Origin of the sequence: Pseudomonas sp. WOUb67, from assembly GCF_050058005.1 — a bacterium.
Classification (GTDB): Bacteria; Pseudomonadota; Gammaproteobacteria; order Pseudomonadales; family Pseudomonadaceae; genus Aquipseudomonas; species Aquipseudomonas putida_R.
The window spans coordinates 5440838-5463259 of record NZ_CP170112.1 but is presented as its reverse complement, the minus strand read 5'-3'; the positions used below and the strand labels follow the sequence as shown (position 1 = coordinate 5463259).

The window sequence follows — 22422 nt, the reverse complement described above, 5'->3', positions numbered from 1 at the left end:
TTCATTTGGCCATGACTGACCTGAACAGCGCCGAAGCCAGCCACCCCTCCAGCCAGCTCCGCACCCGCGGATAAGCCGCCTCGGCGAACCACTGCGGTTCGACCCCGGCAAACTGGCGCATCAGGGGCAGCAACGCGGCATCGGCAATGCTCGGGTGGTCGGCCAGCAGGTAGGGTCGCGCTACCAGCAGGCCTTCGAGCTCCGCCAGCCAGGTTTCGGCCTGCTGGCGGTAATGCTCGCGGGAATGCTCCGGGTAGCGCTCGGCATACTTGTACAGGTTCACCTGCGCCTTGAACGTGGTGTCATTGCGCGCAATCAGGGCTTGCGCCTGCTGCGCGGCCACAGGGTCAGCCTGTAGCTGCCAGTCCTGCGGGTCGTTTTGCGTCAGCGCCCAACGCATGATGTCCAGGCTCTCTTCCAGTACCCCGGCACCGGTATCCAGTACCGGCACCGTGCCCTTGGGCGACAAGGCCAGCAGTGCTGCCGGCTTGTTCTTCATCGCCACCTCACAGATTTCCACGTCGCACCCGGCATAACGCAAGGCCAGGCGCGCGCGCATGGCCCAGGGGCAGCGGCGGAACGAGTAGAGGATCACCCGCACACCTCCACATCGCTCAGTCCATTGCCCTGGCGACGCACCTGGATCTGCACCGGGATGCGCTCGTGCATTTCCTGCACGTGGGAGATCACCGCCACTTTGCGGCCCTGGGCCTGCAAGCCGTCGAGTGCGTCCATGGCCAGTTGCAGCGACTCGGGGTCGAGGCTGCCGAAGCCTTCGTCGATGAACAGCGACTCGATGCGCAGGGTGCTGGAGGCCATCGAGGCCAGGCCAAGGGCAAGGGCCAGCGAGACCAGGAAGGTTTCCCCACCCGACAGCGAGTGCACCGAACGCAGCTCGTCGCCCATCTCGGTGTCCAGCACCAGCAGGCCCAGGGCGCTGCCGCCGCGCTTGAGGCGGTAGCGGCGGGCCAGCTGGCGCAGCTGGGTGTTGGCGTGGTGCAGCAGCAGGTCGAGGTTGTAACCCTGGGCGATCTTGCGGAACACATCGCCCGAGGCCGAACCGATCAGGGCGTTCAGGCGCGCCCAGCGTTGCCATTGCTGATGGGCCTGTTCGATTTCTGCCGCCAACGCCTGGTGTGCCTGCTGGCGACGCTGGTCGTCGGCCTGCTGTGCACGCAGTTCGGCGCACTGTTGCTCGTGGCCGGCCAGGCGCTCGCGCAGTTCGGCCAGGGCTTGCTCCAGCGCTTCGCTTGAGGTGTCCACGGTCATTTGTGCGGCGTGTTGTTGCAGGCGCTGCTCGCGCTCTTGCAGCAGCACACGGCCCTGTTCGATGGCTTTTTCGGCGTTTTGCAGGTGCTGGCGCAGCTCACTGACTTGCGCATCGTCCATGGCTAGCAGGCGGTCCAGGCCTGCGTCATCCAGTTCCGGATGCTCACTGCGCCACTGGGTGATCTGGCCCTGCAACTGCTGGCACTCGGCGTCCAGCGCCTGTTGCTGCTGGGCATTGGCCTTGAGCTCACTGGCCAGTTGCACGCCCTGGGTGCGCAAGTCTTGCAGGCGCTGGGCGGTGTCGGCGTCGAGGGCGCGGGCTTGCTCCAGCACGGTGTCCATGTGCTGTTGCCAGGTTTCGGCGCTGGCATGTTCACCGAGCAGTTCGCCAAGCGAGGCCTGGGCTTGCTGGCGTTGCGCGTCGAGGGCGGCCAGATTCTGCTGCAATTGCTGCTGGCCTTGCACACGCGCTTGTTGCTGGTCGCGCAGCTTGTCCAGCTGGGCCTGGCGGGCTTGCTGTTCTTCCAGCTCGTCCTTGCGTTGATCCAGTTGCTGCAGGCGCTGGGCAATTTGCTGGTCCAGGGCGAGGAAGGCATTGGCCGGGTCGTCGTTAAGGGCCTTGACGGCGTCCTCGGGCAACACGCCGGCCAGGTCGTTCAGGCCTTGCTGCAGTTGCTGCTCGTCGTTGGCCAAGGCCTGGTGCTGGTGCTCCAGGTGGCGCTGGGCCTGCTGTTGCGCTTCTTGGGCGGCCTGCAACTGTTGGTTGAGGCGGGATGCATCTTTTTGCAGGGCGAGCAGGGCGCTCTGGCGCTTCTGGTCCTGACCGATTTCTTCTTCAAGGCGCCGCAGTTGGCTGTCAAGCCAGGTGCTGCGGGCCTTGTCGTCCTGCGGGGCGAGGGCAGGCCACAGGCTGTGCGCCTGTACCTCGGCCACCAGCGGCTGCAGCTGTTCGCCCAGTTGCTGCTGTTGTTGCTGGTAGTCCTTGAGCTGGGCGTTGATCACACCCAGCTGGGTACGCAGGTCTACCAGCTTGCTGCTGAGTGCTTCGACCTGCTTCTTCGCGGCGTCCACTTCGGCCTGATCGTGACGACCCAGGCTTTGCAGCAGCGCTTCGGGTTGATGGAACGGGTGCTCGGCGCTGCCGCACACGGGGCAGGGCTCGCCGTCGCGCAGCTGACCGCGCAGTTCTTCGACGCTGGTGTTGCGCGCCAGGCGCTGGCGTTCCAGCAACTGGCGGGTGAGGTTCAGCGCTTGCTCGGCGGCTTCCAGCTCGGCCTTGGCAGCGGTGCCTTCGGTAATCAGTTGCTGGCGTTGCTGCATGGCCTGCTGCTGCCGTTCGCGCACGGCATACAGCTGCTGGCGCAGCTCTTGTTCGCGGCCATGCAGGCGCGACAGTTCTTCGACGGCGCGCTGCTGCTTGCGGTTGTCCTGCAGCATGCCACCGAGCAGGTCGATTTGCTCGGCAAGGGCCTGCGGTTCGGCCTTGGCTTCGCGGAACAGCAGGTCGTAGGCGTCACGCTCGGCCTGCAAGTGCGCGTTGGCCTGACTGGCCTGGGCCTGCAGGCCGGGCAGCTCTTCACGGCCTTTGGCCAGGCGCCCACCGATCACCATCACCTGCTTCAGCTGTGGCAGGTAGGCGTGCCAGGCATTGGCCAGGCCCGCCAAGTGCTGGCTGTCGGCCAGCGCGGTGTCGATCTGGGCCAGTTGCTGCAGGCTGCGCTGCTGGTTGTCTTCCAGCTGCTGCACCTGCTGCTGGCCGTCGGCGACCTGCTGTTCAGCCTGTTGGCTGGTGCTGCGCTGTGCGGCCAGCTCTTGGTCCAGGCGGGCCAGGTTGTCCTGGGCGGCAAAGGCCTGACGCAGGCGCGGTGCGTTCTCGCCATGTTGGGCCTGGCTGTCGGCAAGCGCCTGGCGTGCGGTGCCCAGCGCCTGTTCGAGCTCAAGGGTGCGCACCTGCAACTCGGTTTGCTGCTGCTGTTGCTCAGCGATCTTCGCGGCCACGGGTGCCAGTTGCGCAGTCAGCGCCTGCTGGCGGTGGAACTGGTGGCGCTGCGGGGCCAGGCGCTCCAGGCGAACGAGGTCCAGGCGGGATTCGGCCAGTTGCTGCCAGGTGTGTTCGGCGGCCTGTAGCGCGGTGCCGGCTTCGGCATGCTGGGCCTGCAACTGGCGTTGTTCATTCAGCCAGTTGCGTTGCTGTTCCAGTTGGCGCTCGTCGGCTTGGTCGGCCTTGAACTGCTGTTGTGCTTGTTCCAGGCGCTGGTCAAGCTCGGCGCGGGCTTCGGCGGCCATCGGCAGCAGGTGGCTGGCGCGGTCATTCAGGGCCTTGTGGATTTCACCCGCATCGCGGGCTTTGCTGAAGGCACGCTGGCCAAGACGCGTGTAGATGGCGGTATTGGTGAGCTTTTCCAGCAGCTCGCTGCGCTCTCTGTCGTCAGCCTTGAGGAAGGCGCCAAACTCGCTCTGGGCCAGCATCACTGCACGGGTGAACTGCTCGAAGTTCAGGCCAAGGCGCGCTTCGACCAGTTGCTTGTATTCGTTCTTGCCGCTGCCCAGCACCTGTTCGCTGTCCAGGTCGTAGAAGCTCTGGCGGCTGTGTTGCAGCTTGCCATTGGCCTTGTCGCGGGCGCGGTTGGCTTCCCAGCGGGCGCGGTAGCGGCGGCCGTCGATGCCGACGAAATCGACCTCGGCAAAGCCACTGCCGGTACCACGACGCAGCAGGTTACGTGGGTCGTAGGTGGGGATTTCGCCGTCGGCATCGGGCACCTTGGCCTCGCGGCCGATGTCGTTCAGGCGTGGCACCGTGCCAAACAACGCCAGGCACAGGGCGTCGAGCAGGGTGCTTTTGCCGGCCCCCGTAGGCCCGGTAATGGCGAACAGGCCAGCGCTGGCCAAGGGCTCTGCGGTGAAGTCGATTTCGACCGGGCCGGCCAGCGATGCCAGGTTCTTCAGGCGAATGGCGAGAATCTTCATGGCTGTTCCTCTTCCTGCTGCACGTCCTGCAACAGCAGGGCAAAGTCGGCCAGCGCCTGCTCATCTGCGGGGTTGCCGTAAGCCTGCTCCCAGGCGCGGCTGAACAGGTCTTGCGGGGTCATCTGGGACAGCTCGACAAAGGCCAGGTCATCGTCTTCGGTGTTATTGCGGCCGGCGTATTCGGCGCTGATACGGATCAGCCGCACGGCCTTGCCTTCCAGTGCCGTTTCAACCTGCTGGCGCAGGTCGGGTTGCGGCTCGTCCAGTATCACCCGCACCTCCAGCCAGGGCTGGCGGTTGGGGTCTTCGAGCAGGTCGATTACAGGTAGCTCTGCCAGCTGTGCCAGTAACTCGCCCAACGGCGCCGGGCCGACCCGTTGCAGGGCCACCGCCCGGGGAACCGGGCGCGGTTCGACGCTGACCAGTTCGGTGCCGTCCAGCTCCACTTCCAGCACCTGGTGCGGGTAGTTGATTTCGGCGAACGACAGCGGGATCGGCGAGCCGCTGTAGCGGATGCGGTCTTCGCGGTTGACCTTCTGCGGTTTGTGCAGGTGGCCCAGGGCGACATAGCTGATGGCCTTGTCGAACAGCTTGGCCGGCAGCGCCTCGGCGTTGCCGATGATCAGGCTGCGCTCCGAGTCTTCCGACACCGAGCCACCGGCCATGTGTGCATGGCTGATGGCGATCAGCGCCTGGTCTTTCTTGCGCTTTTTCTGCGCGGCGGCGATCAGTTGCTGGTGCACCTGGGTGATGCCTTGCAGATAGTCGTCGCCCAGGTTCGGGCCGGTGACCTCGGCCGGGCGCAGGAAGGGCAGGGCCAGGCACCAGGCAGCGACCTTGCCGCGGCCGTTGGTCAGCGGGATCAACAGGCGCTCGGCATCCAGCTGGCCTTCGTCCAGCCAGTGCACACGGCCCAGGGCATGGGTACGCAGCCGGCGCATCAGTGCGGCAGGCAGCTCGATGCGCGAGCCGGAGTCGTGGTTGCCGGCGATCATCACGATGTCCAGCTTGGGCTGTTGCTCGTGGGCCTGGACGATGAAGTCGTAGAGCCGTTCCTGGGCTTTGACCGGTGGGTTGACCGTGTCGAAGATGTCGCCGGCAATCAGCAGCGCATCGGGCTGACGCAGGCGCAGTTGGCCGAGCAGCCAGTCGAAGAAGCAGGCGTGTTCGAAGTCGCGTTCCTGGCCGTGCAGGCTTTGGCCCAGGTGCCAGTCGGAGGTATGAAACAGACGCATGGATGACCTGTTGGTGTCGAGTCGAGCAAGCGGGGGAAAGGGCGGTATGGTAACCCATGCATGGGGCCGCTGTGCGGCCCAATCGCGGACAGCCAGCGCCCGCAGATATTGCACAAGGTTCAATGTATGCCCGGTCCCACATGGGCCGCGCTCGCCTGGCATTTTTGTCAGTTGCCTTGCCGTTGTTTATGGCTGAAAAATTGTGCTCGAGCAGACTACAACTGGCTCACTTGCATGAGGCTAGGCGATGGCAACCTTGACGCAGGTCTCTACGGCATTCGGGTACTCCGAACGGCCATTGAATAGCACGGTACTTGGCTTCAATGGTGAGCGGCTGGCCGTCGAGTTGGCGGGTTACCTGTTGGGCAATGGGTATCGAGCGTTCAGCCCGGTTCTGATGCGCTTCCGGTCGCCCGACAGCTTCAGCCCGTTTGGTGAGGGTGGGTTTAATCGCTATGCGTATTGTTCGAATGATCCGGTTAATCGGAGGGATCCCACTGGGCATGTATTTGAACGCAACGTTGGTACCCGGCGACCTATCCGCATCAAGCCTGTTCCCCCAATAAAAATGCAGTCGCTGACTACGGAGCGGCTGGTTAAAAGGTACAACGCGCTGGGCTCGCGAATGATCGAAAACAAACTCTCTAACGCCAGGACAACGCATAGCGAGTTCTACGACCAGCAGATGTTGCTGATCAACGAGCTGGCATCCAGGCAGGTCAAGAGAGGTCCTTCACTCCAAACGATTGAATCACAAGGCATGGTATCGGCAGCAACGCCGATGATCCACGCATTGTTGAATCCGAATGATTCATTTCCTCCCAGGTTTGGTCCTGCCGAAGTGGTCGCAGAACAACCATTGCAGTCGGCTGCGTGGCTGCGCGGCGATGAATGGTTTTAAACATGTCGTCCAGGTATTCGCGGTTCACTGGTGGAGCAACTGTCTTGCACCATCACTCAGGCTACCGCATCACCAGGTAGGAGCAGCCTTGTGCTGCGAAGAGGCCGGTAGGGCTGAAAATCATCTTTGGCTGCAACGGCCTCTTCGCAGCACAAGGCTGCTCCTACAGGTCCTGTACTTGCCTTGGAGTCGAGACAGTCAGTTGGACCAGCTGCCTGGCTGAAAATCTAAAACGGGGCATGCCCCGTGTGGGAGCGGGCTTGCCCGCGAAGAATGCGACGCGGTGGATGTCACCGGCTGCGCCGGTGTTCGCGGGCGCGCCCGCTCCCACAGGGATTGCGTCCAGCCCATAAATTGAGCCAGACACCGGTCCTGTGGGAGCAACTGTCTTGCACCATCACTCAGGCTACCGCATCACCAGGTAGGAGCAGCCTTGTGCTGCGAAGAGGCCGGTAGGGCTGAAAATCATCTTTGGCTGCAACGGCCTCTTCGCAGCACAAGGCTGCTCCTACAGGTCCTGTACTTGCCTTGGAATCGAGACAGTCAGTTGGACCAGCTGCCTGGCTGAAAATCTAAAAGGGGGCACGCCCCCGTGTGGGAGCGGGTTCACCCGCGAAGAGGCCGGTACTTGCAGCGCATTACTTGGGATAGAGCGGCGGCAAGCTGCCGTTTTCACCCGCTGGCAGCAACACCTGCTCGGCCGGCGGAATGGTGCCGATCGCCCGCCACAAGTCCTCACCCTGCCAATACTGCCCGCTCTCGCTGTACAACGCCCCGTTCAACCCGTCCAGCGCATCCGACAACGGCACGAAGCGCGCCGCCATCTCGGCCAGGGTTTCCGGCTGTTGCCGGGCCCAGGCATCCAGCGCCTGGCGGGTAGCCTGCGGGTCGTTGGCCAGGCACGCACGCTTGAGGTCGTCCAGCAGGGTACGCGGGCTTGGCCCGTTCTGCGCAGCACGCAGCACCGCAGGCCGCGAGCGGGCGCGCCACCACAGGGCGAAGCCAAGCAGGGTGGTCAGGGCGAACACCAGGGTGGCCAACTGCCAAGGCCACAGCAGGGTACTGGCGCTGCTGGTGTCACCCACCGGGGTGTCGGCGCTCAGCGCCGGGTTGTCCTGCACGTTCAGCGTGCGCGCCGGCAGGCTGGTGTGCTCCAGGTGGTCTTCGCGGGTGTTCCACCAGGCCACTTCCAGCGCCGGCAGGGCCAGCGTGCCCGCGTGGGTGGGCACCAGGGCCTCGCGCTCTTCGCGGTTGGCGGTCATGCCGCGCTCGTTGATTTCGTTGCGCAGCAGCGGCTGGTCGGGGTAGCGGCGCAGGCCGATGATCTCTGTGGCCGGCAGCGGTGGCAGCTGGGTGCTGGACAGGCCTTCGGCGCGCAGGGTGATGTTGCGCGTCAGCGAGTCGCCAATCTGTACCTGCTGGCTGTCGGGGGCGGGGTTCCAGTGTTCTTCCAGGGTCAGGCTACGCGCAGGCAGCCACGGCACACCGGCTGGCCAGGCGGCCGGTATGGGGCGCACGGCCAGCCGCAGCGGCAGCGAGCTGACCTGTACCTGGCGGCCGGCGCGGGCCGTACCGCTGGCCTGCGGGGCTTCGTCATTGCTGGCTGCGGCGGTGGCAGTGAACGTCAGCGGCGGGATTTCGAGGGTGCCGCTTTGCTGGGCGTACACCGCATAGCGGGTTTCGATCACCCCGTGACGCACGCCGTTGATTTCCTTTTCATACGTGCGCGATTCGCCCAGCGGCTCGACCTTGGCGTTCTCCAGTTGCAGCGGGCTGAGGTTGCTGTCGTCGTACAGCGCCACCGAATGGTAGATGCGCAGGGTCAGCACGGCCTGGGCCTGGACGTAGACGTCGCTGCTGTCGAGGGTGGCTTCGATGAACACTTGCGAGGCGCTGTCCTGGCGGCTGGCGTCGGCCTGCAGCACTTGCAGTTCGATGGCCTGGCTGTGCGACTGGCCCAGCTGCAGCTCGGGAATGCGCAGGCTGCCGCTGCGCCGTGGCAGCAGGGTGATGATCCACCGGGTGCTGGCGCGGGTTTCGCCGTCGAGGGTGTGCAGGCTGTTCAACTGGCGCGTGCCACGCACTTCGAAGTCGCCGTCCAGGGCGTGCAGGTCGGGCTTGCCGAACTGGGTGACGTCCTGGCTTTCCAGGGTCAGCTCCAGGCTCTCGCCGGCTTCAAGGCGGGTGCGGTCAACGCTGGCTTGCAGCAGCGGCTCGGCCTGGGCCAGTACGGCCCAGAGCAGGGTGAGAAGAAAGACGCCGAAGCGACTCATCGTGGGGTTTCCTGATGCAATTGCTGTTCATACCAGAATTTGCGCCGCAGCAGCTCCGCCGGGTTATCGGGGATCTCCCGCAGCCATTGTTCCAGGGCCTGGCGCTGTTCGGTGTCGAGGTTGGTCGATACCGGGCGCTGTGGCGGCTGGATGACATTGTCGTCAGCACCCGCCTGGTTGCCGGGCGAGGCCTGGCTGTTGTTGCTGCCTTCGCCGGGCTGTTCGGCGTTGGCTTGTTCGTCACTGCCGGGCGTGCCTTGGGCCGGGCTGCTGGCTGAACTGCTGTTACCCTCGGTTTCGCTGCCGGGGGTACCTTGGGCATCGCTGTTGGCCGGCTGTTCTTCGGCCTTGGCCTCGCGCTGTTGCAGCATCTGTTGCACCAGCGCCTGGTTGTCCAGCGCGGGTTGCAGGTCTGGCTGCCGCTCCAGGGCTTGCTCGTAGGCGTCCAGGGCGGCCTCCAGTTCGCCGCTGCGGGCCAGGGCATTGCCTCGATTGTAGTGGGCGGCGGCCGTATCGCCTTGGGAAAACGCCTCGGCGGCACCGGCGTAGTCACCGGCCTGGTACAGGGCCATGCCGCGCCACTGCGGGTTGTGGAAGTGGCGAGCGGCGCTGGCCGGGCGGTTTTGCTCCAGCAGGCGTTGGCCTTGCTGGTCGGGGCGCAGCCACAGGTCGGTGAACTCGAAGGCCTGGCTGGGCTGTGGCAGGGCCAGCAGCAGTGGCAGGCAGAACAGCCAGCCACGACGGCCGGCACAGGCAGCCAGCAACAGCAACGGGATCAGCAGCCAGTAACCCTGGTCGGCCCAGCTGTCCAGTTGCAGGGTCTGGCCGTCATTGCGCGCGGTGCGGGGGTTGTCGAACAGGCCCAGGCCGCGCAGGTCGAGGTCGTCGATGCGGGCATGCCGGTAGCGCCCGCCAGTGCCGCTGATGAAGCTTTTGAGGCTGGCGCTGTCCAGCCGTGGCAGCAGGATGCCGCCCTGGTCGTCCTTGAGGTATTCGCCGCTGGCCTGGCGCACCGGGGCGCCTTCGCGGCTGCCGATACCCAGCATCAGCAGGCTCGGGCCCTGCCGGCCGAGAGCCTGGCTGATCCCTTGGCGTTCCGGGGCGCTCAGCGACGAGCCGATCAGCAGCAAACGGCCTTGGCCCAGGCCACTCTGGGCCAGCAGGGCCAGGCCCTTTTGCACGGCCAGGTCGGCGCGCTGGCCGGGTTTTGGCATGATCGACGGGTCGATGGCCTCCAGCAGGTTGCGGGTAGTGGCCAGGTCATCGGACAGCGGCACCAGGGTGTGCGCGGAGCCTGCATACACCACCAGCGCAGTCTGGCTGTCGCGGCGGTGTTCGAGCAGGTCGAGGACCTTGCGCCGCGCCTGTTCCAGGCGGTTGGGCGGGCTGTCTTCGGCGAGCATCTGCGGGGTCAGCTCCAGCAGGATCACCAGTGGGTCGGCCGGGCGTTGGCGGCTTTCTTCCACGCGCTGCCAGCTGGGCCCGAGCAGGGCCAGGACCACCAGCGCCCAGGCCAGGCCCAGTGCTATCCACGGCAGCTTGCTGGAGCTGCCGCTGCCACCGCCCAGCAATACGCCATGGAAGGCGGGCGGCAAGATCATCTGCCAGCGCCCGGCGCGCTTGCGCCGGTGCCACAGCTTGTACAGCAGCCAGCCGAGCAGGGGCACGGCCAGCAACCACAGCGGGCGCAGCCATTGGGGCCACAGGTCGATCATCGCCGCCTCCTCAGGCGCAGGCGCTTCAGGCGCTGGCGCCATTCGGGGTGCGGCTGCAGGAAACGCCGCTTGCGCAGCAGGCGTTGCAGCAGGTTGTCGGGCCATTGCACAGCCACCACCAGCAGCACGCTGAGCAGCAGCGCCAGGGCCAGGGGCCAGGCGTACAGGGCCTGGGCCGTGCGTGCCTGGGTCGGCTGCTGGGCTACCGGCTCCAGTTGGTCGAGGGTGTCGCCGATGGTGTCCAGTTCGGCACCGTCGTGGGCACGGAAATAGGCGCCGTGGGTAATGTCGGCGATTTCCTTGAGTGAGGCTTCATCCAGGTCCAGGCTTGGGTTGAGGCCAAGCAGGCCGGGGGTGCCACTGGCCTCGGGGTTGGCGCCGATGCCGATGGTGTAGATGCGCACCCCTTCCTGGGCAGCCAAACGGGCAGCGGTCAACGGGTGGATTTGCCCGCCGTTGTTGGCGCCGTCGGTGATCAGCACCAGCACCCGGCTTTGTGCCGGCCGCTGGCGCAGGCGCTTGACTGCCAGGCCAATGGCGTCACCGATGGCGGTGTTCTTGCCGGCGATGCCGATCTGCGCTTCGTCGAGGAAGGTGCGCACCGTGCGCCGGTCGAAGGTGAGTGGCGCCTGCAGGTAGGCCTGGCTGCCGAACAGGATCAGGCCCACGCGGTCGCCTTCACGGTCTTGCAGGAAGTCGCCCATCAGCGCCTTGACCAGGTCGAGGCGGCTGATGTCTTCGTTTTGCCACTGCATGTCGGGGAAGTCCATCGACCCGGACACGTCCACCGCCACCAGCAGGTCACGGCCACTGGCGGCCACCGGTACCGGTTCACCCAGCCATTGCGGGCGGGCGGCGGCGCACAGCAGCAACAGCCAGATGACGACGAACGGCGCCTGCTGGCGCCAGGTGGGCAGGTTGAGCCGTGCGCGACGCCCGGCCAGGCCTTCCAGTTCGTCGAGGAAGCCTACCTTGAGCACCGGCTCGCCGCTGTCGGCGGCCGGCAGCAGCAGGCGCGCCAGCCAAGGCAGCGGCAACAGGGCGAAGACCCACGGCCAGGCCAGTTCAAACATGCTTGCGGATCCAGGTTTCGACGGCTTGGCTGAGCCCGACAATGGCCTTGTCGTCGAGCTTGCACTCGGGCTTGTAGGCGCCCTCGACCAGTACCATCCAGCGGGTCAGGCCGGCGGCCGGGCAACGGTTGTCGAGAAACGCCAGCCACTGGCGGCCGTTGAGGGTGTGGCTGTTGGCGCCCGGGTAATGGCTGCGGCACAGGCGCTTGAGCAGGGCATTGATCTGTTGCAGCCAGGCGCCGGCCGGGGCGCCGTCGTACGGGCGCGGCAGGCGTGCCAGCTCGACCAGGGCTTCCACACGCACCGGGTCCAAGGGTTGTTCGGCGCGCACGATGCGGCGTTTGCCCGGGCGCCAACGGCGCAGCCGCCACAGGCCCCAGCCCAGCAATGGCAGCACAGCCAGCAGCAGCCACCAGCCGGGTGCCGGCGGCCACAGGCCGACAGGCGTCGGGTCGATCAGCGGGTGCAGCTGGTCGAGCGGGTTCATGACGCGCTCCTTGGCCGCTGGGCGTTCAGGTATTCGCGCAACTGCTCGATCATGTCGCTTTGGGTGCTGAGTGGCATCAGCACGACACGCAGCTTCTGGGCCATCAGCTCCCAGCGCTCGATGCGTGCTTCGGCCTGCTTGCGATAGGCCTGACGCAGGTTGGCGTCCAGGGTGTCGAGCTCCAGCTGCGCGCCGCGCTGGGCGAAGCGTAACAGGCCGGCAGCGGGCAGGGCGTGGTCGAGCGGGTCGGATACCGGCAACAGCAGCAGGTCGCAGTGGCGCGAGAGCATGGCCAGGTGCTGTTCGCACTGTGCGGTCAACGAACGCTCGTCACAGATGACAATGGCCAGGCTGCCCGGGCGCAGTACCTCGCGCGCCCGGCGCAAGGCCAGGCCAAGGCTGTCGGCCTGGGGCACGGCTTCGGTGTGCAGCGACTGGTTGACCTTGGCCAGGCGGTTGAGCAGTTGCAGCAGGCTCTGCTTGCTGCGCCGGGGCTTGATTTCGTGGGGGTCGTTGTCGCCGAACACCAGCCCGCCGATGCGGTCGTTGTGGCCCAGCGCGGCCCAGCCGAACAGGGCCGCGGCCTGGGCCGCCAGCACCGACTTGAACAGCAGGCCCGAACCGAAGAACAGCCGCTGGCTTTGCTCGACGAGGATGAAGATCGGCCGCTCGCGCTCTTCGTGGAACAGCTTGGTGTGCGGTTCCTGGGTGCGTGCGGTGACGCGCCAGTCGATGTTGCGCACATCGTCGCCGGCCTGGTACACGCGCACCTGGTCGAAGTCCACCCCGCGCCCACGCAGTTTGGAGTGGTGCAGGCCCACCAGCGGGCTGCGCTGGCCGGGCTTGGAAAACAGCTGGATTTCGCGCACGCGGTGGCGCATGTCGATCAGCTCGGCAAGGCCGATGCGGATGCCGGGTTCGGCCAGCTGCGCGGTGGGCATGGGCTCAGGCAACGGCGACGACGTCGAGGATGCGCTGGACCACGCGGTCCTGGTCGATCCCCGCCGCCTCGGCCTCGAACGAGAGGATGATGCGGTGGCGCAGCACGTCGAACAGCACTGCCTGGATGTCTTCGGGGCTGACGAAGTCGCGCCCGGCCAGCCAGGCATGGGCCCGCGCACAGCGGTCCAGCGAGATGGAGCCGCGTGGGCTGGCGCCGTAGGCGATCCAGTCGGCCAGTTCGGTGTCGAACTTGGCCGGGGTGCGGGTGGCCATCACCAGCTGCACCAGGTACTCCTCCACCGCGTCGGCCATATAAAGGCCAAGGATTTCCTTGCGCGCGGCAAAGATGGCCTGCTGGCTGACCCGGCGCTCGGGCTTGGTTTCGCCGCCCAGGGCTTCGCCACGGGCCTGCGCCAGGATGCGCCGCTCTACCGCAGCGTCGGGGAAGCCGATTTTCACGTGCATCAGGAAGCGGTCGAGCTGGGCTTCGGGCAGTGGGTAGGTACCCTCCTGCTCGATCGGGTTCTGCGTGGCCATGACCAGGAACAGCGGCGACAGGTCGTAGGTGCTGCGGCCCACACTGACCTGGCGCTCGGCCATGGCTTCGAGCAGTGCCGACTGCACCTTGGCCGGGGCGCGGTTGATTTCGTCGGCCAGTACCAGGTTATGGAAGATCGGCCCCTGCTGGAACACGAAGCTGCCGGTTTCCGGGCGGTAGATTTCGGTGCCGGTGATGTCGGCCGGGAGCAGGTCGGGGGTGAACTGGATGCGATGGAACTGCGCCTCGATGCCTTCGGCGAGCTCTTTGATGGCCTTGGTCTTGGCCAGGCCCGGGGCACCTTCGACCAGCATGTGGCCGTCGGCCAGCAGCACGATCAACAGCCGTTCGACCAGTTTCTCCTGGCCTAGGATCTGGGAAGAAAGAAAGGTGCGCAGCGCGGTCAGCGCTTCACGGTGTTCCATCGGCGACGGTTCCTGGTATGGGGCCGCAGGCGGGGCTGGAGGCCGCTGCCCTGGCAAGGGGTGATACTTTAATCCATCCGGGGGGGTGGCGACCAATGGCGGCTGGGAAATTTATCCGGTCCCGTGCCATGCAATCACAGAAATGTCCTGCAGATGGCTGGCCATTGGCTGATGTTCTGCGGCGGCGCCCTGGCGCCTGCTTGTGTTTTTGACGCAAGCAGGAGCGCAACGATGATCTTGAGATTTGGCGTGTTTTTCGATGGCACCGGTAATAACCAGCACAATGTGACGCCGACAGAGTCGAACGGCAGCAAGGGTGCCAGTTATTTCAACACCTTGAGCAATGTGGCCCTGCTGCACGCGCTTTATCCGGCAGGGGGGGCCGGCGCCGACGGCTCCATGGCGTTTCTCAGCCGCTACGTCGAGGGGGTGGGAACCCTGGCGGGCGAGGAGGATCATGCGTATGCCTCGGCTACGGGGCGGGGGCGCACCGGCGTCGAAGCGCGAGTCACCGAGGCATTGGCGGGTATCGCCGGGCAGTTGCGGGATTGGGCGCACGCCCATCCGCACGCAAGGCTCGAGGGGGTCGAGTTCGACCTGTTCGGCTTCAGTCGCGGTGCCGCAGCGGTGCGTCACCTGGCCAATCTGCTGCATGCTGACGGGGGCAGGGTGTTGGCCGTCACTTGCCCCATCACGATCAATTTCATAGGCCTGTTCGATACCGTGGCGGCGATCATTGCGCCGTTACAGGGCGACTTTGACCCTGCCGATGCCCGCCATGGCGGTTTACGCCTGGGCCTGGGGGCGGGTATGGCCCGGAAGGTAGCGCAACTGGTGGCAGGGGATGAGCAGCGGTACAACTTCCCGCTGGTGAGCAGTGGTCACGACATCGTGTTGCCGGGTGTGCATTCGAACATCGGCGGTGGTTACCCGGACTTCACCCAGGAGCAGGTGCTGTTGTGCAAACCTCAGTCACAACGTGTGCCATCGGCTATGCGCGCCGAGCAGACGTGTGTGCATGCCAAGGTGAGCGACCTGCTGGGCGCAGCGTTTGGTGGCCTGGGTGCAAGGGTGATTACCTGGGAGGAACCGATTGCCGGCGGGCGTCCGGACGAGGCGCAGAAGCAGGTGTATGCGGCGGTGTACCGGGAGCGGGAGGTGGCTGGCCAGCTTTCACGGGTTTACCTGAGTGTCATGCGTGCGCTGGCGGTGCGTGCGGGGGTGCCGTTTGGTCCGTTGGGCGGGCAGGCGGAGCACCAGGTGCCAGATGAATTGGTGGGTATTAGCCGCAAGCTGCATGATTTTGCCTTGGGTGTCAGTGACGAGATGGGGTTGACCGAACAGGAGCAGTGCTTGCTGCGCGACAGGTACGTGCATACGTCGGCGAACTGGAATGCCTTGAAGGGGTTGCGCAACAGTGTGCTGGATGTGTTGTTCGTCAACAGGCCCGGAGTGGATGGACGTTTAGTGCATGCGACCCCGGCATCCTGAACAACCGGCAGTGCATCGCCGACCTTGTGGGAGCGGACAAACCCGCTCAAGGATCGCCCAGGCTTCAGGCTTATGCAGTACCTGTGGGAGCGGCTTTAGCCGCGAACACCGGCGAAGCCGGTGCCATCCACCGCGCTGGGTTCTTCGCGGGTGAACCCGCTCCCACAGTGATGGCGCAATCTTTTAGGGTATTGAGCAGGACAGTTGGTCCTACACGGTGCGCGCCAGCGGTTCGGCAGCTCGTTTCCTGGCCAGGTACACCTCCTGTGCCAAGGTCAGCAGCACGGTCAGCAGCATGAACACCACCGAAGCGATGAAGATGCCTTCAGGCAGGCGCTGGTCGAGCATCCAGCCAAACGCCACGGGCCCGATGGCGCCGCCGATGTTGAAGCCGGTCGAGACCAGCCCGAAGGTTTTGCCCTCGGCACCCCGTGGCGCTGCTGCCTTGACCAACATGTCCCGCGATGGCGCGATGACCCCGGTCAGCAAGCCAACGGCCCCCAGCACCACCACCAATGCCCAGCCCTGCACCAGCCCCAGCGCCACCAGCGTAGTCAGTGCCGCCGCCAGTGCGAAGGCCAGGGCCGCCACCAGGCCATGGCGGCGGGTGCGGTCAGCCAAGGCCCCGCCGCACAAAACGCCCACGGCACTGCACAGCAGAAAGGCCGTAAGCGCCGTGTTCGCCCAGGCCAGGGTCAGGCCTTGGCCCTGCACCAGGGCGGCCACGGAGAATTTCTCGATGGCACTGGTACTCAGGTTCAGCAGGACGAACAGCACCGTCAACACACCGATCATCGGCGTGAGCAAGCGCACGCCGCCCGGCGCAGCGGCCGCTCCGGCGTCACTTGAGCGGCCATGCCCGAATACCTGATAGACACCGCTGCCTGGCACCGAGATCAGCAGCAGCGCGGCAACACCCACCACTGCACCCGCTGCCAAGGCCGCCTGCGTACCGAACGCGGCGGCAATGCCGAGAAACACCGCTGGCGTTACCGCCGAACCTAGAAAGCCGGCGAACGTATGGATCGAAAACGAGCGCCCCAGGCGGCCTTGCTCGATGCCGTTGGCCAGCAGCGCGTAATCGGCAGGGTGGTAAACGCCATTGGCCAGGCCGGCCATGGCCATCGCTACCAGCAATACCGCATAGCCGGGGCTGACCGCCAGCAGCAGGAAACTGAGGCTGCCCAGCAGCAACCCGGCCTTGAGCACCTTGCGCGCACCGTAGTGGTCGACGGCATAGCCCAGCGGTGCCTGCACCAGGGCGGAAACGATGTTGAACACCGCCAGGGCTACGCCAAGCTCGACGAAGCCCACGCCCAGCAGGCCAGGGAGTACGGGCAGCAATGCCGGGATCAGCATGATGTGCACATGGCTGACGAAGTGCACGGCAGCAATTTGTGTAAGTAGCTTGGGGCGAGCGTGGGGCATGTCGATACCTGTCGAACGGCGTAGGCACATGGCGCAGGGTAGGGGGGCAAGCTTTTACCGGTGTGAGCGATTGATGCGGGGCAGGCGCCCGTTCAGCACGGCATAGGCCAGCAGGCCAATGACCAGCCCCCAGAACGCCCCGCCAATGCCGAACAGGCTGATGTTGGCCGCTGCCGCCAGAAAGGTGACCAGCGCGGCTTCGCGCGAGCGGGCATCGGCCATTGCACTGGCCAGGCTGCCACCGATGGTGCCCAGCAGGGCAAGGCCAGCCAGGGTGGTGATGAAGGTACCCGGCAGGGCCATGAACACACTCGCCAGGGTGACCCCGAATATCCCCACGAGGATGTAGCAGACACCGGCAGCAATCCCCGCCAGCCAGCGCTTGCCCGGGTCTTCATGGGCTTCTTTGCCGGTGCAGATGGCCGCGGTGATGGCGGCGATGTTGAAGGCGTGTGAACCGAATGGCGCCATCAGCAACGAGCCCAGGCCGGTGACCGCGACAATCGGGTTGGCGCTGGTCTTGAAGCCGTCGTTGCGCAGGACCAGCATGCCGGGCATGTACTGGCCGGTGAGGGTGATCAGGAACAATGGCAGGGCCACGCTGAGGGCGGCGTTGAGGGAGAAGGTGGGCGCCGTGAACACCGGTGCGGCGAACTCCAGGCGCAGTGTCGCCAGGCCTGCTTGCCCCTGCAGCAGCAGGTAGCCCAGCCCCAGTGCCAGAATGCCCACCACGGCGTAGCGGGCGGTGAAGCGTTTGAAGGCCACGTAGGCCACAATCAGCAGCCCTGCCAGCGTCGGGTCGACCGACAGGCCGGCAAAGGCGCCGATGCCGAACTGCAGCAGGATACCCGCCAGCAATCCGGCCGCAACGCCTGCGGGGATGATCCGCACCAGGCGCTCGAAGCACCCGGTCAGCCCCAGTACCACGAAGCCGACGGCCGACAACAAGTAGGCACCGATGGCTTCGCTGTAGGGCACGCTGGCCAGGGCCGTGACCAAAAAGGCGGCTGCCGGCGTGGACCAGGCGGTGATCACCGGTTCGCGGCTGTACCAGGACAGCACCAGGCCGCTGAGGCCGACACCGATCGACACGGCCCAGACCCAGGATGAAGTCAACTCCGGGCTCAGCCCGGCCACCTTGGCGGCCTGGAACACCAGGATGAAAGTGCCGCCGTAATTGACGATGACTGAAACGAGCCCCGCCACGATGGGGTGGAGGAGGTCTGTCAGCCGTAATGGCGTTGAAGGGCTGTGAGCAGGCGCGTCCATGGTTGCCTCTGGTCAAAAGTCAGGTTCAGGCACAGCACAAGGCTGTCCCTGCAGGAAAGACGATGCCCGGCAGCGTAGTGCCGCCGGGCGTGTTTCACGGTTAACTGGCCAGTTCGGCCAGCAGGCCTTTCAGGTAAGTGCTGCCCTGCGCATCCAGCGGCTGCAGGGGCAGGCGTGGGGCGCCGACATCCTGGCCAAGCATTTTCAGGCCGGCCTTGATGGTGGTGGGCAGGCCACGGCGGGTGATGTACTCCAGCAGCTCGAACTGGCGGTAGAACAGCGCGCGGGCTTCAGCCAGGTCGCCTTGCTGCACGGCGTCCCACAGCGCCAGGTTCAGTGCGGGGATCAGGTTGGGTGCGGCGGTGCACCAGCCCGTGGCGCCGGCCACCAGCGCTTCCAGGGTCAGCGGGTTGCAGCCGTTGTAGAACGCCACCTGGCCATCGGTGGCCTTGAACAGGCGGTGCATGCGCTGAATGTCACCGGTGCTTTCCTTGACCATGGTCACATTGGGCACTTCGCCGAGGATGCGCAGGATCAGCTCCACCGACAGGTCGGTGCCGCTGGTGCCTGGGTTGTTGTAGAGCATGATCGGGATGTCGATGGCCGCGCCGACGGCCTTGTAGTGGGCGATCACTTCGGCTTCGGTGAGCTTCCAGTAGGAAATGGGCAGCACCATCACCGCCGTGGCGCCGCAGGCTTGCGCCAGGCGGGCGCGCTGCACGGTGCGAGCGGTGGTCAGGTCGGAAACGCTGACCACGCTGGGCACGCGCCCGGCAATGCGTGCCTGGCTGAAGCGCACCACGGTTTCCCATTCGCTGTCGGAGAGGTAGGCCCCTTCTCCAGTGCTGCCCAGCGGGGCGATGGCGTGCACGCCGTCTGCGATCAGGCTGTCGATGGATGTGCCCAGGGCATCCAGGTCCAGCGTGCCGTCAGCCGTGAAGGGAGTGATGGTGTAGCCGATAACGCCGCGAATTACAGGTGTAGACATGACCAGGCACCTCTGCCGTTGTTGAGGAAAGAGTACAGCTTCGATCAGCCCAGGCAGTCGCCGTGGGCACGCAAGGCCCGGCGTGCGTAGTAGCTGAACGCGGCGCCGTGACGTTTGGGGGTGGAGATCCAGTCGTGGGCTTCTTTGCCCAGTGCTTCGGGGATTGGGCGGATGTCACCGGCGCCCATGGCCAGCAGTTGCATCTTTGCTGCGCGCTCGAACAGCAGGGCGAGTACGCAGGCTTCCTCGATCGAGCCACCGGCAATCAGCAGGCCGTGGTGCGAAAGCAGGATCGCACGCTTGTCACCGATCGCCTTGGCGATGATTTCACCTTCCTCGTTGCCCACCGGCACGCCGGGCCATTCCTTGAGGAATGCGCAGTCGTCAAACAGCGGGCACAGGTCCATGTGCGAGATGGCCAGCGGCACCTCCAGCATCGACAGGGCAGCGCTGTGCAGCGGGTGGGTGTGGATGATGCAGTTGACGTCGGGGCGGGCCCGGTACAGCCAGCTGTGGAAACGGTTGGCCGGGTTGGCCATGCCGCGGCCTTGCAACACGGTGAGGTCCTCGTCCACCACCAGCAGGTTGGAAGCGGCGATTTCGTCGAAGCCCAAGCCCAGTTGCTGGGTGTAGTAGGTGCCAGGCTCCTGCGCACGTGCGGTGATTTGCCCGGCCAGGCCAGAGTCGTGGCCGCCGTCGAACAGGATGCGGCAGGTGAGGGCAAGTTTTTGCCGGGCGGTGTAGGTGTTGTCGGCCAGCGCCGTCAGCATCTGTTGCTGGGCGAGTTTGACCAACTGGTCCTTGGGGGTGTGCATGGTGGTCGTCATGGGCGGTACCTGCTTGGAAAAGGGCGGGCACTGGCTGATCGTCGTAGTGGCGCTGCCAGGACACATGGCGATCTTAATGACACCTTGTGTCATATGCAAGCATTGTGTCATCCGCAAGAACGGGGCTGCTGCGGAGCCCATCCGACCGCGCATGCCTGCAAGCATGCGTGGTAGGGTCTGATGACAAACACACTGAAAGGAAGCACAGGTGACCTCTGTACGCAGCTGGCTCGAATGGATGACAGCCAAAAGACCGGTATCCGAATGGGCCGACTGGCGGCGCAACGAAGCGCTGGAGCTGATTGCGCGTGCTGACCAGGACGGCAGCTGGGAGGCATTGAGCCGTCATTCCAATGGTTTTGTGCGCGAGGTGGCAGTGCGGGCATTGAGCACCGATGCTTCGCCTCAGGCATTGGTGGCGTTGGTCGAGCGCCTGAATGACTGGGTCCCGCAGGTGCGTGAATTGGCCGCTGCGGGTGTACAGCCCTACCTGACCAGCGAGCATGTACCGTCATTGCTGCATGCACTCGACCCGTTGATGGCGCTGGCAGGCCAACACCGCATCGATCATGGCGCAACACTGGTCAGCGTGCGTCAGATCCTGCAAGTGCCACAGGTGCGCGCCCAAGTGCTGGGCAATTTCATGGAGCGCCAGGGTAAGGCGGCGCGGTTTCTGTTTGCGCTGCTGCTCGATACCGACGAGCCGGCAACGCCACTTCTGGGCAACGCGCTGGCCCACCGCGAAATCGTCGTGCGCTGCCTGGCCGTTGATGCCTGTCGCAAGCTTCCCCCAGCGCAGGCATTGCCGCTGTTGCATGCGGCCCTGGCGCAGCCGGTTGCTCGGGTTCGTGTCGGTGCGTTGCAAGTACTGCTGCCTTTGCTCGACGACCCGCGGGAGGTGCTGCGTGTGGCGCTGCTGGATGCATCGGCAGCCGTGCGTAGCCTGGCGCGTTGGGAGGCCAAACGACAGGGTATCGATGCCGGGGCGGTGCTGAATGCTGCGCTGGCGGGCAGCATGCCAACCCATAAGCGCGAGTGGCTGGGGCTGCTTGGTCTTGCCATTGAACTTGACCAGCAAGTGCCTGAGGTTTGGTGGCGGTCTGCCCTGCGTTCGCGCTGTTCGTCTGTTCGGCTTCGTGCGGTAAGCATGCCCGGAGATTGGCCGCTGTACGCGTTGCTCGACGCGCTGGACGACCCCTGCGACAAGGTGTTCAAGGGCATGATAAATCGCTTGGTCAAGCTGCCGTGGTCCGCCCTTGGCGAGCCACTGGTTACCAGGCTGGATAGCTGTTGGCAGGAATGCTCGCCAGCGCGTCGGCTGATGATGCTGCAGTTGCTGGCAGGCTGGCAGCAACTGGCATACCTGCTGAAACGGCTGGACAACGAACCTGTGCTCGAGGCCGTCTGGCTGCGCGAAATTGCGCAGTGGTGCGACCGCCAATATCGGATCATCGACCCGGTCACCCCTGTTGCGGAGCGCGATAGGCTGATGGCGACGCTGCGCCGCCTTGCTGAGTTGAACCTTGTCGATCGCGCCGCGATTGATCGGGTGGATGGCTGAATTATTTATACGGTGAAGAAATGGCTTTGGAATCACATATTCGGCTCGCCCGGCAAGCCGACCTTGATGCGCTCTTTGATCTTGATGTCATCGCGCAGCGCGAAGAAAGCCGGCGGGATTTCATTGCCCACGCGGTAGCTTGCGGCCAGTGCTGGGTGGCAATGGATGCTGACGATACTGCGCTGCTGGTGGGCTATGGCCTCCTGGACAACTCATTTTTCGGGCAGGAGTTCATCCCGCTCATCGTGGTACGGGATTCGGCCCGTCGGCGTGGCGTAGGCGCAGCGCTACTTCGTGGGCTGGAGTCCCGGGCCCTGGGGACCAAGCTGTTCACCTCGACCAATGCGTCAAACCTGCCGATGCAGGCGCTGCTTGAAAAGTGCGGTTTTATCGGCAGTGGTCAGGTTGAAAACCTGGATGAAGGCGACCCAGAGCTTGTTTTTGTGAAGTTCAGATCCTGATGCCTGCACGGCAACGCCGATGCCATTCACCGCGCTGGATGCTTCGCGGGCACGCCCGCTCCCACAGGTACAGCGCAGCCTTCAGCCTTATGCAGCACCTGTAGGAGCGGCTTCAGCCGCGAACACCGGCAAAGCCGGTGCCATTCACCGCGTTGGATTCTTCGCGGGTGAACCCGCTCCCACAGGGACAGCGCAGGCTTCAGGCTAATGCAGTACCTGTGGGAGCGGCTTCAGCCGCGAACACCGGCAAGGCCGGTGCCATCCACCGCGCTGGATGCTTCGCGGGCACGCCCGCTCCCACAGGAACAGCGCAGGCTTCAGGCTAATGCAGTACCTGTGGGAGCGGCTTCAGCCGCGAACACCGGCGAAGCCGGTGCCATCCTCCGCGCTGGATGCTTCGCGGGTGAACCCGCTCCCACAGGGACAGCGCAGGCTTCAGGCTAATGCAGTACCTGTGGGAGCGGCTTCAGCCGCGAACACCGGCGAAGCCGGTGCCATCCTCCGCGCTGGATGCTTCGCGGGTGAACCCGCTCCCACAGGGACAGCGCGGGCTTCAAGCTTATGCAGTACCT

At 65.3% G+C, this 22422-nt stretch carries 16 protein-coding genes and 1 pseudogene; 4 read left to right on the top strand and 13 right to left on the bottom strand.

The features are described 5' to 3' along the window. Window position 1: 1 nt before the first annotated feature. Genes ABOC32_RS24190 through ABOC32_RS24180 form a run of 3 tightly spaced genes read right to left on the bottom strand, consistent with a single transcriptional unit; the run spans window position 2 to window position 5471 of the window. Window positions 2–595 (bottom strand): glutathione S-transferase, encoded by a 594-nt coding sequence (locus ABOC32_RS24190; protein ID WP_426809168.1) that lies wholly within the window; start codon window positions 593–595, stop codon window positions 2–4. Then, a complete protein-coding gene (locus tag ABOC32_RS24185; RefSeq protein ID WP_426809167.1) occupies window positions 592–4236 on the bottom strand; it encodes an AAA family ATPase in 3645 nt (1214 codons plus the stop codon). The genes ABOC32_RS24190 and ABOC32_RS24185 overlap by 4 nt, the downstream gene beginning before the upstream one ends. Next, window positions 4233–5471, bottom strand: coding sequence for an exonuclease SbcCD subunit D C-terminal domain-containing protein (locus ABOC32_RS24180; protein ID WP_426809166.1), 1239 nt, complete (start codon window positions 5469–5471; stop codon window positions 4233–4235). The genes ABOC32_RS24185 and ABOC32_RS24180 overlap by 4 nt, the downstream gene beginning before the upstream one ends. Before the next feature lie 283 nt (window positions 5472–5754). Here ABOC32_RS24180 and ABOC32_RS24175 point away from each other — a divergent pair. Beyond that, window positions 5755–5983, top strand: a pseudogene (locus ABOC32_RS24175) (RHS repeat-associated core domain-containing protein); the annotation flags it as partial. Between the two features lie 1027 nt (window positions 5984–7010). Here ABOC32_RS24175 and ABOC32_RS24170 read toward each other — a convergent pair. Genes ABOC32_RS24170 through ABOC32_RS24145 form a run of 6 tightly spaced genes read right to left on the bottom strand, consistent with a single transcriptional unit; the run spans window position 7011 to window position 13825 of the window. Next, window positions 7011–8645: a BatD family protein gene (locus tag ABOC32_RS24170; protein ID WP_426809165.1), complete on the bottom strand. Its 1635-nt coding sequence runs from the start codon at window positions 8643–8645 to the stop codon at window positions 7011–7013. Further along, window positions 8642–10360: a tetratricopeptide repeat protein gene (locus ABOC32_RS24165; protein WP_426809164.1), complete on the bottom strand. Its 1719-nt coding sequence runs from the start codon at window positions 10358–10360 to the stop codon at window positions 8642–8644. Before ABOC32_RS24165 ends, ABOC32_RS24170 begins: the two co-directional genes overlap by 4 nt. Then, window positions 10357–11433, bottom strand: coding sequence for a vWA domain-containing protein (locus ABOC32_RS24160; protein ID WP_426809163.1), 1077 nt, complete (start codon window positions 11431–11433; stop codon window positions 10357–10359). The genes ABOC32_RS24165 and ABOC32_RS24160 overlap by 4 nt, the downstream gene beginning before the upstream one ends. Continuing rightward, entirely contained in the window at window positions 11426–11920 is a 495-nt protein-coding gene (locus tag ABOC32_RS24155) for a DUF4381 domain-containing protein (RefSeq protein WP_426809162.1), read from the bottom strand. The genes ABOC32_RS24160 and ABOC32_RS24155 overlap by 8 nt, the downstream gene beginning before the upstream one ends. Continuing rightward, a complete protein-coding gene (locus ABOC32_RS24150) occupies window positions 11917–12861 on the bottom strand; it encodes a DUF58 domain-containing protein (RefSeq protein WP_234229554.1) in 945 nt (314 codons plus the stop codon). The genes ABOC32_RS24155 and ABOC32_RS24150 overlap by 4 nt, the downstream gene beginning before the upstream one ends. A gap of 4 nt (window positions 12862–12865) precedes the next feature. Beyond that, entirely contained in the window at window positions 12866–13825 is a 960-nt protein-coding gene (locus ABOC32_RS24145) for an AAA family ATPase (protein ID WP_016500830.1), read from the bottom strand. A gap of 231 nt (window positions 13826–14056) precedes the next feature. Between ABOC32_RS24145 and ABOC32_RS24140 the strand changes: the two genes are divergently transcribed. Further along, window positions 14057–15316, top strand: a complete 1260-nt coding sequence (locus tag ABOC32_RS24140) for a T6SS phospholipase effector Tle1-like catalytic domain-containing protein (RefSeq protein ID WP_426809161.1) — start codon at window positions 14057–14059, stop codon at window positions 15314–15316. 210 nt (window positions 15317–15526) lie between these two features. On the opposite strand, the gene ABOC32_RS24135 is transcribed toward ABOC32_RS24140, so the two are convergent. The 4 genes from ABOC32_RS24135 to ABOC32_RS24120 form a co-directional block, all read right to left on the bottom strand. Then, complete coding sequence (locus tag ABOC32_RS24135) at window positions 15527–16744, bottom strand: MFS transporter (RefSeq protein WP_426809160.1); 1218 nt, start codon at window positions 16742–16744, stop codon at window positions 15527–15529. Window positions 16745–16798: 54 nt separating this feature from the next. Continuing rightward, a complete protein-coding gene (locus tag ABOC32_RS24130; protein ID WP_426809159.1) occupies window positions 16799–18013 on the bottom strand; it encodes a benzoate/H(+) symporter BenE family transporter in 1215 nt (404 codons plus the stop codon). Between the two features lie 100 nt (window positions 18014–18113). Further along, window positions 18114–19001, bottom strand: a complete 888-nt coding sequence (locus ABOC32_RS24125; RefSeq protein WP_426809158.1) for a dihydrodipicolinate synthase family protein — start codon at window positions 18999–19001, stop codon at window positions 18114–18116. Between the two features lie 44 nt (window positions 19002–19045). Then, on the bottom strand, window positions 19046–19828 hold the full coding sequence (locus ABOC32_RS24120; protein WP_012271240.1) for an aldolase: 783 nt from the start codon (window positions 19826–19828) through the stop codon (window positions 19046–19048). 208 nt (window positions 19829–20036) lie between these two features. On the opposite strand from ABOC32_RS24120, the gene ABOC32_RS24115 reads away from it, so the two are divergent. Together ABOC32_RS24115 and ABOC32_RS24110 are read left to right on the top strand one after the other, a co-directional pair. Next, entirely contained in the window at window positions 20037–21389 is a 1353-nt protein-coding gene (locus ABOC32_RS24115; RefSeq protein ID WP_426809157.1) for a HEAT repeat domain-containing protein, read from the top strand. A 20-nt stretch (window positions 21390–21409) separates the two neighbouring features. After that, window positions 21410–21850: an N-acetyltransferase family protein gene (locus ABOC32_RS24110; protein WP_426809156.1), complete on the top strand. Its 441-nt coding sequence runs from the start codon at window positions 21410–21412 to the stop codon at window positions 21848–21850. Window positions 21851–22422: the final 572 nt, after the last annotated feature.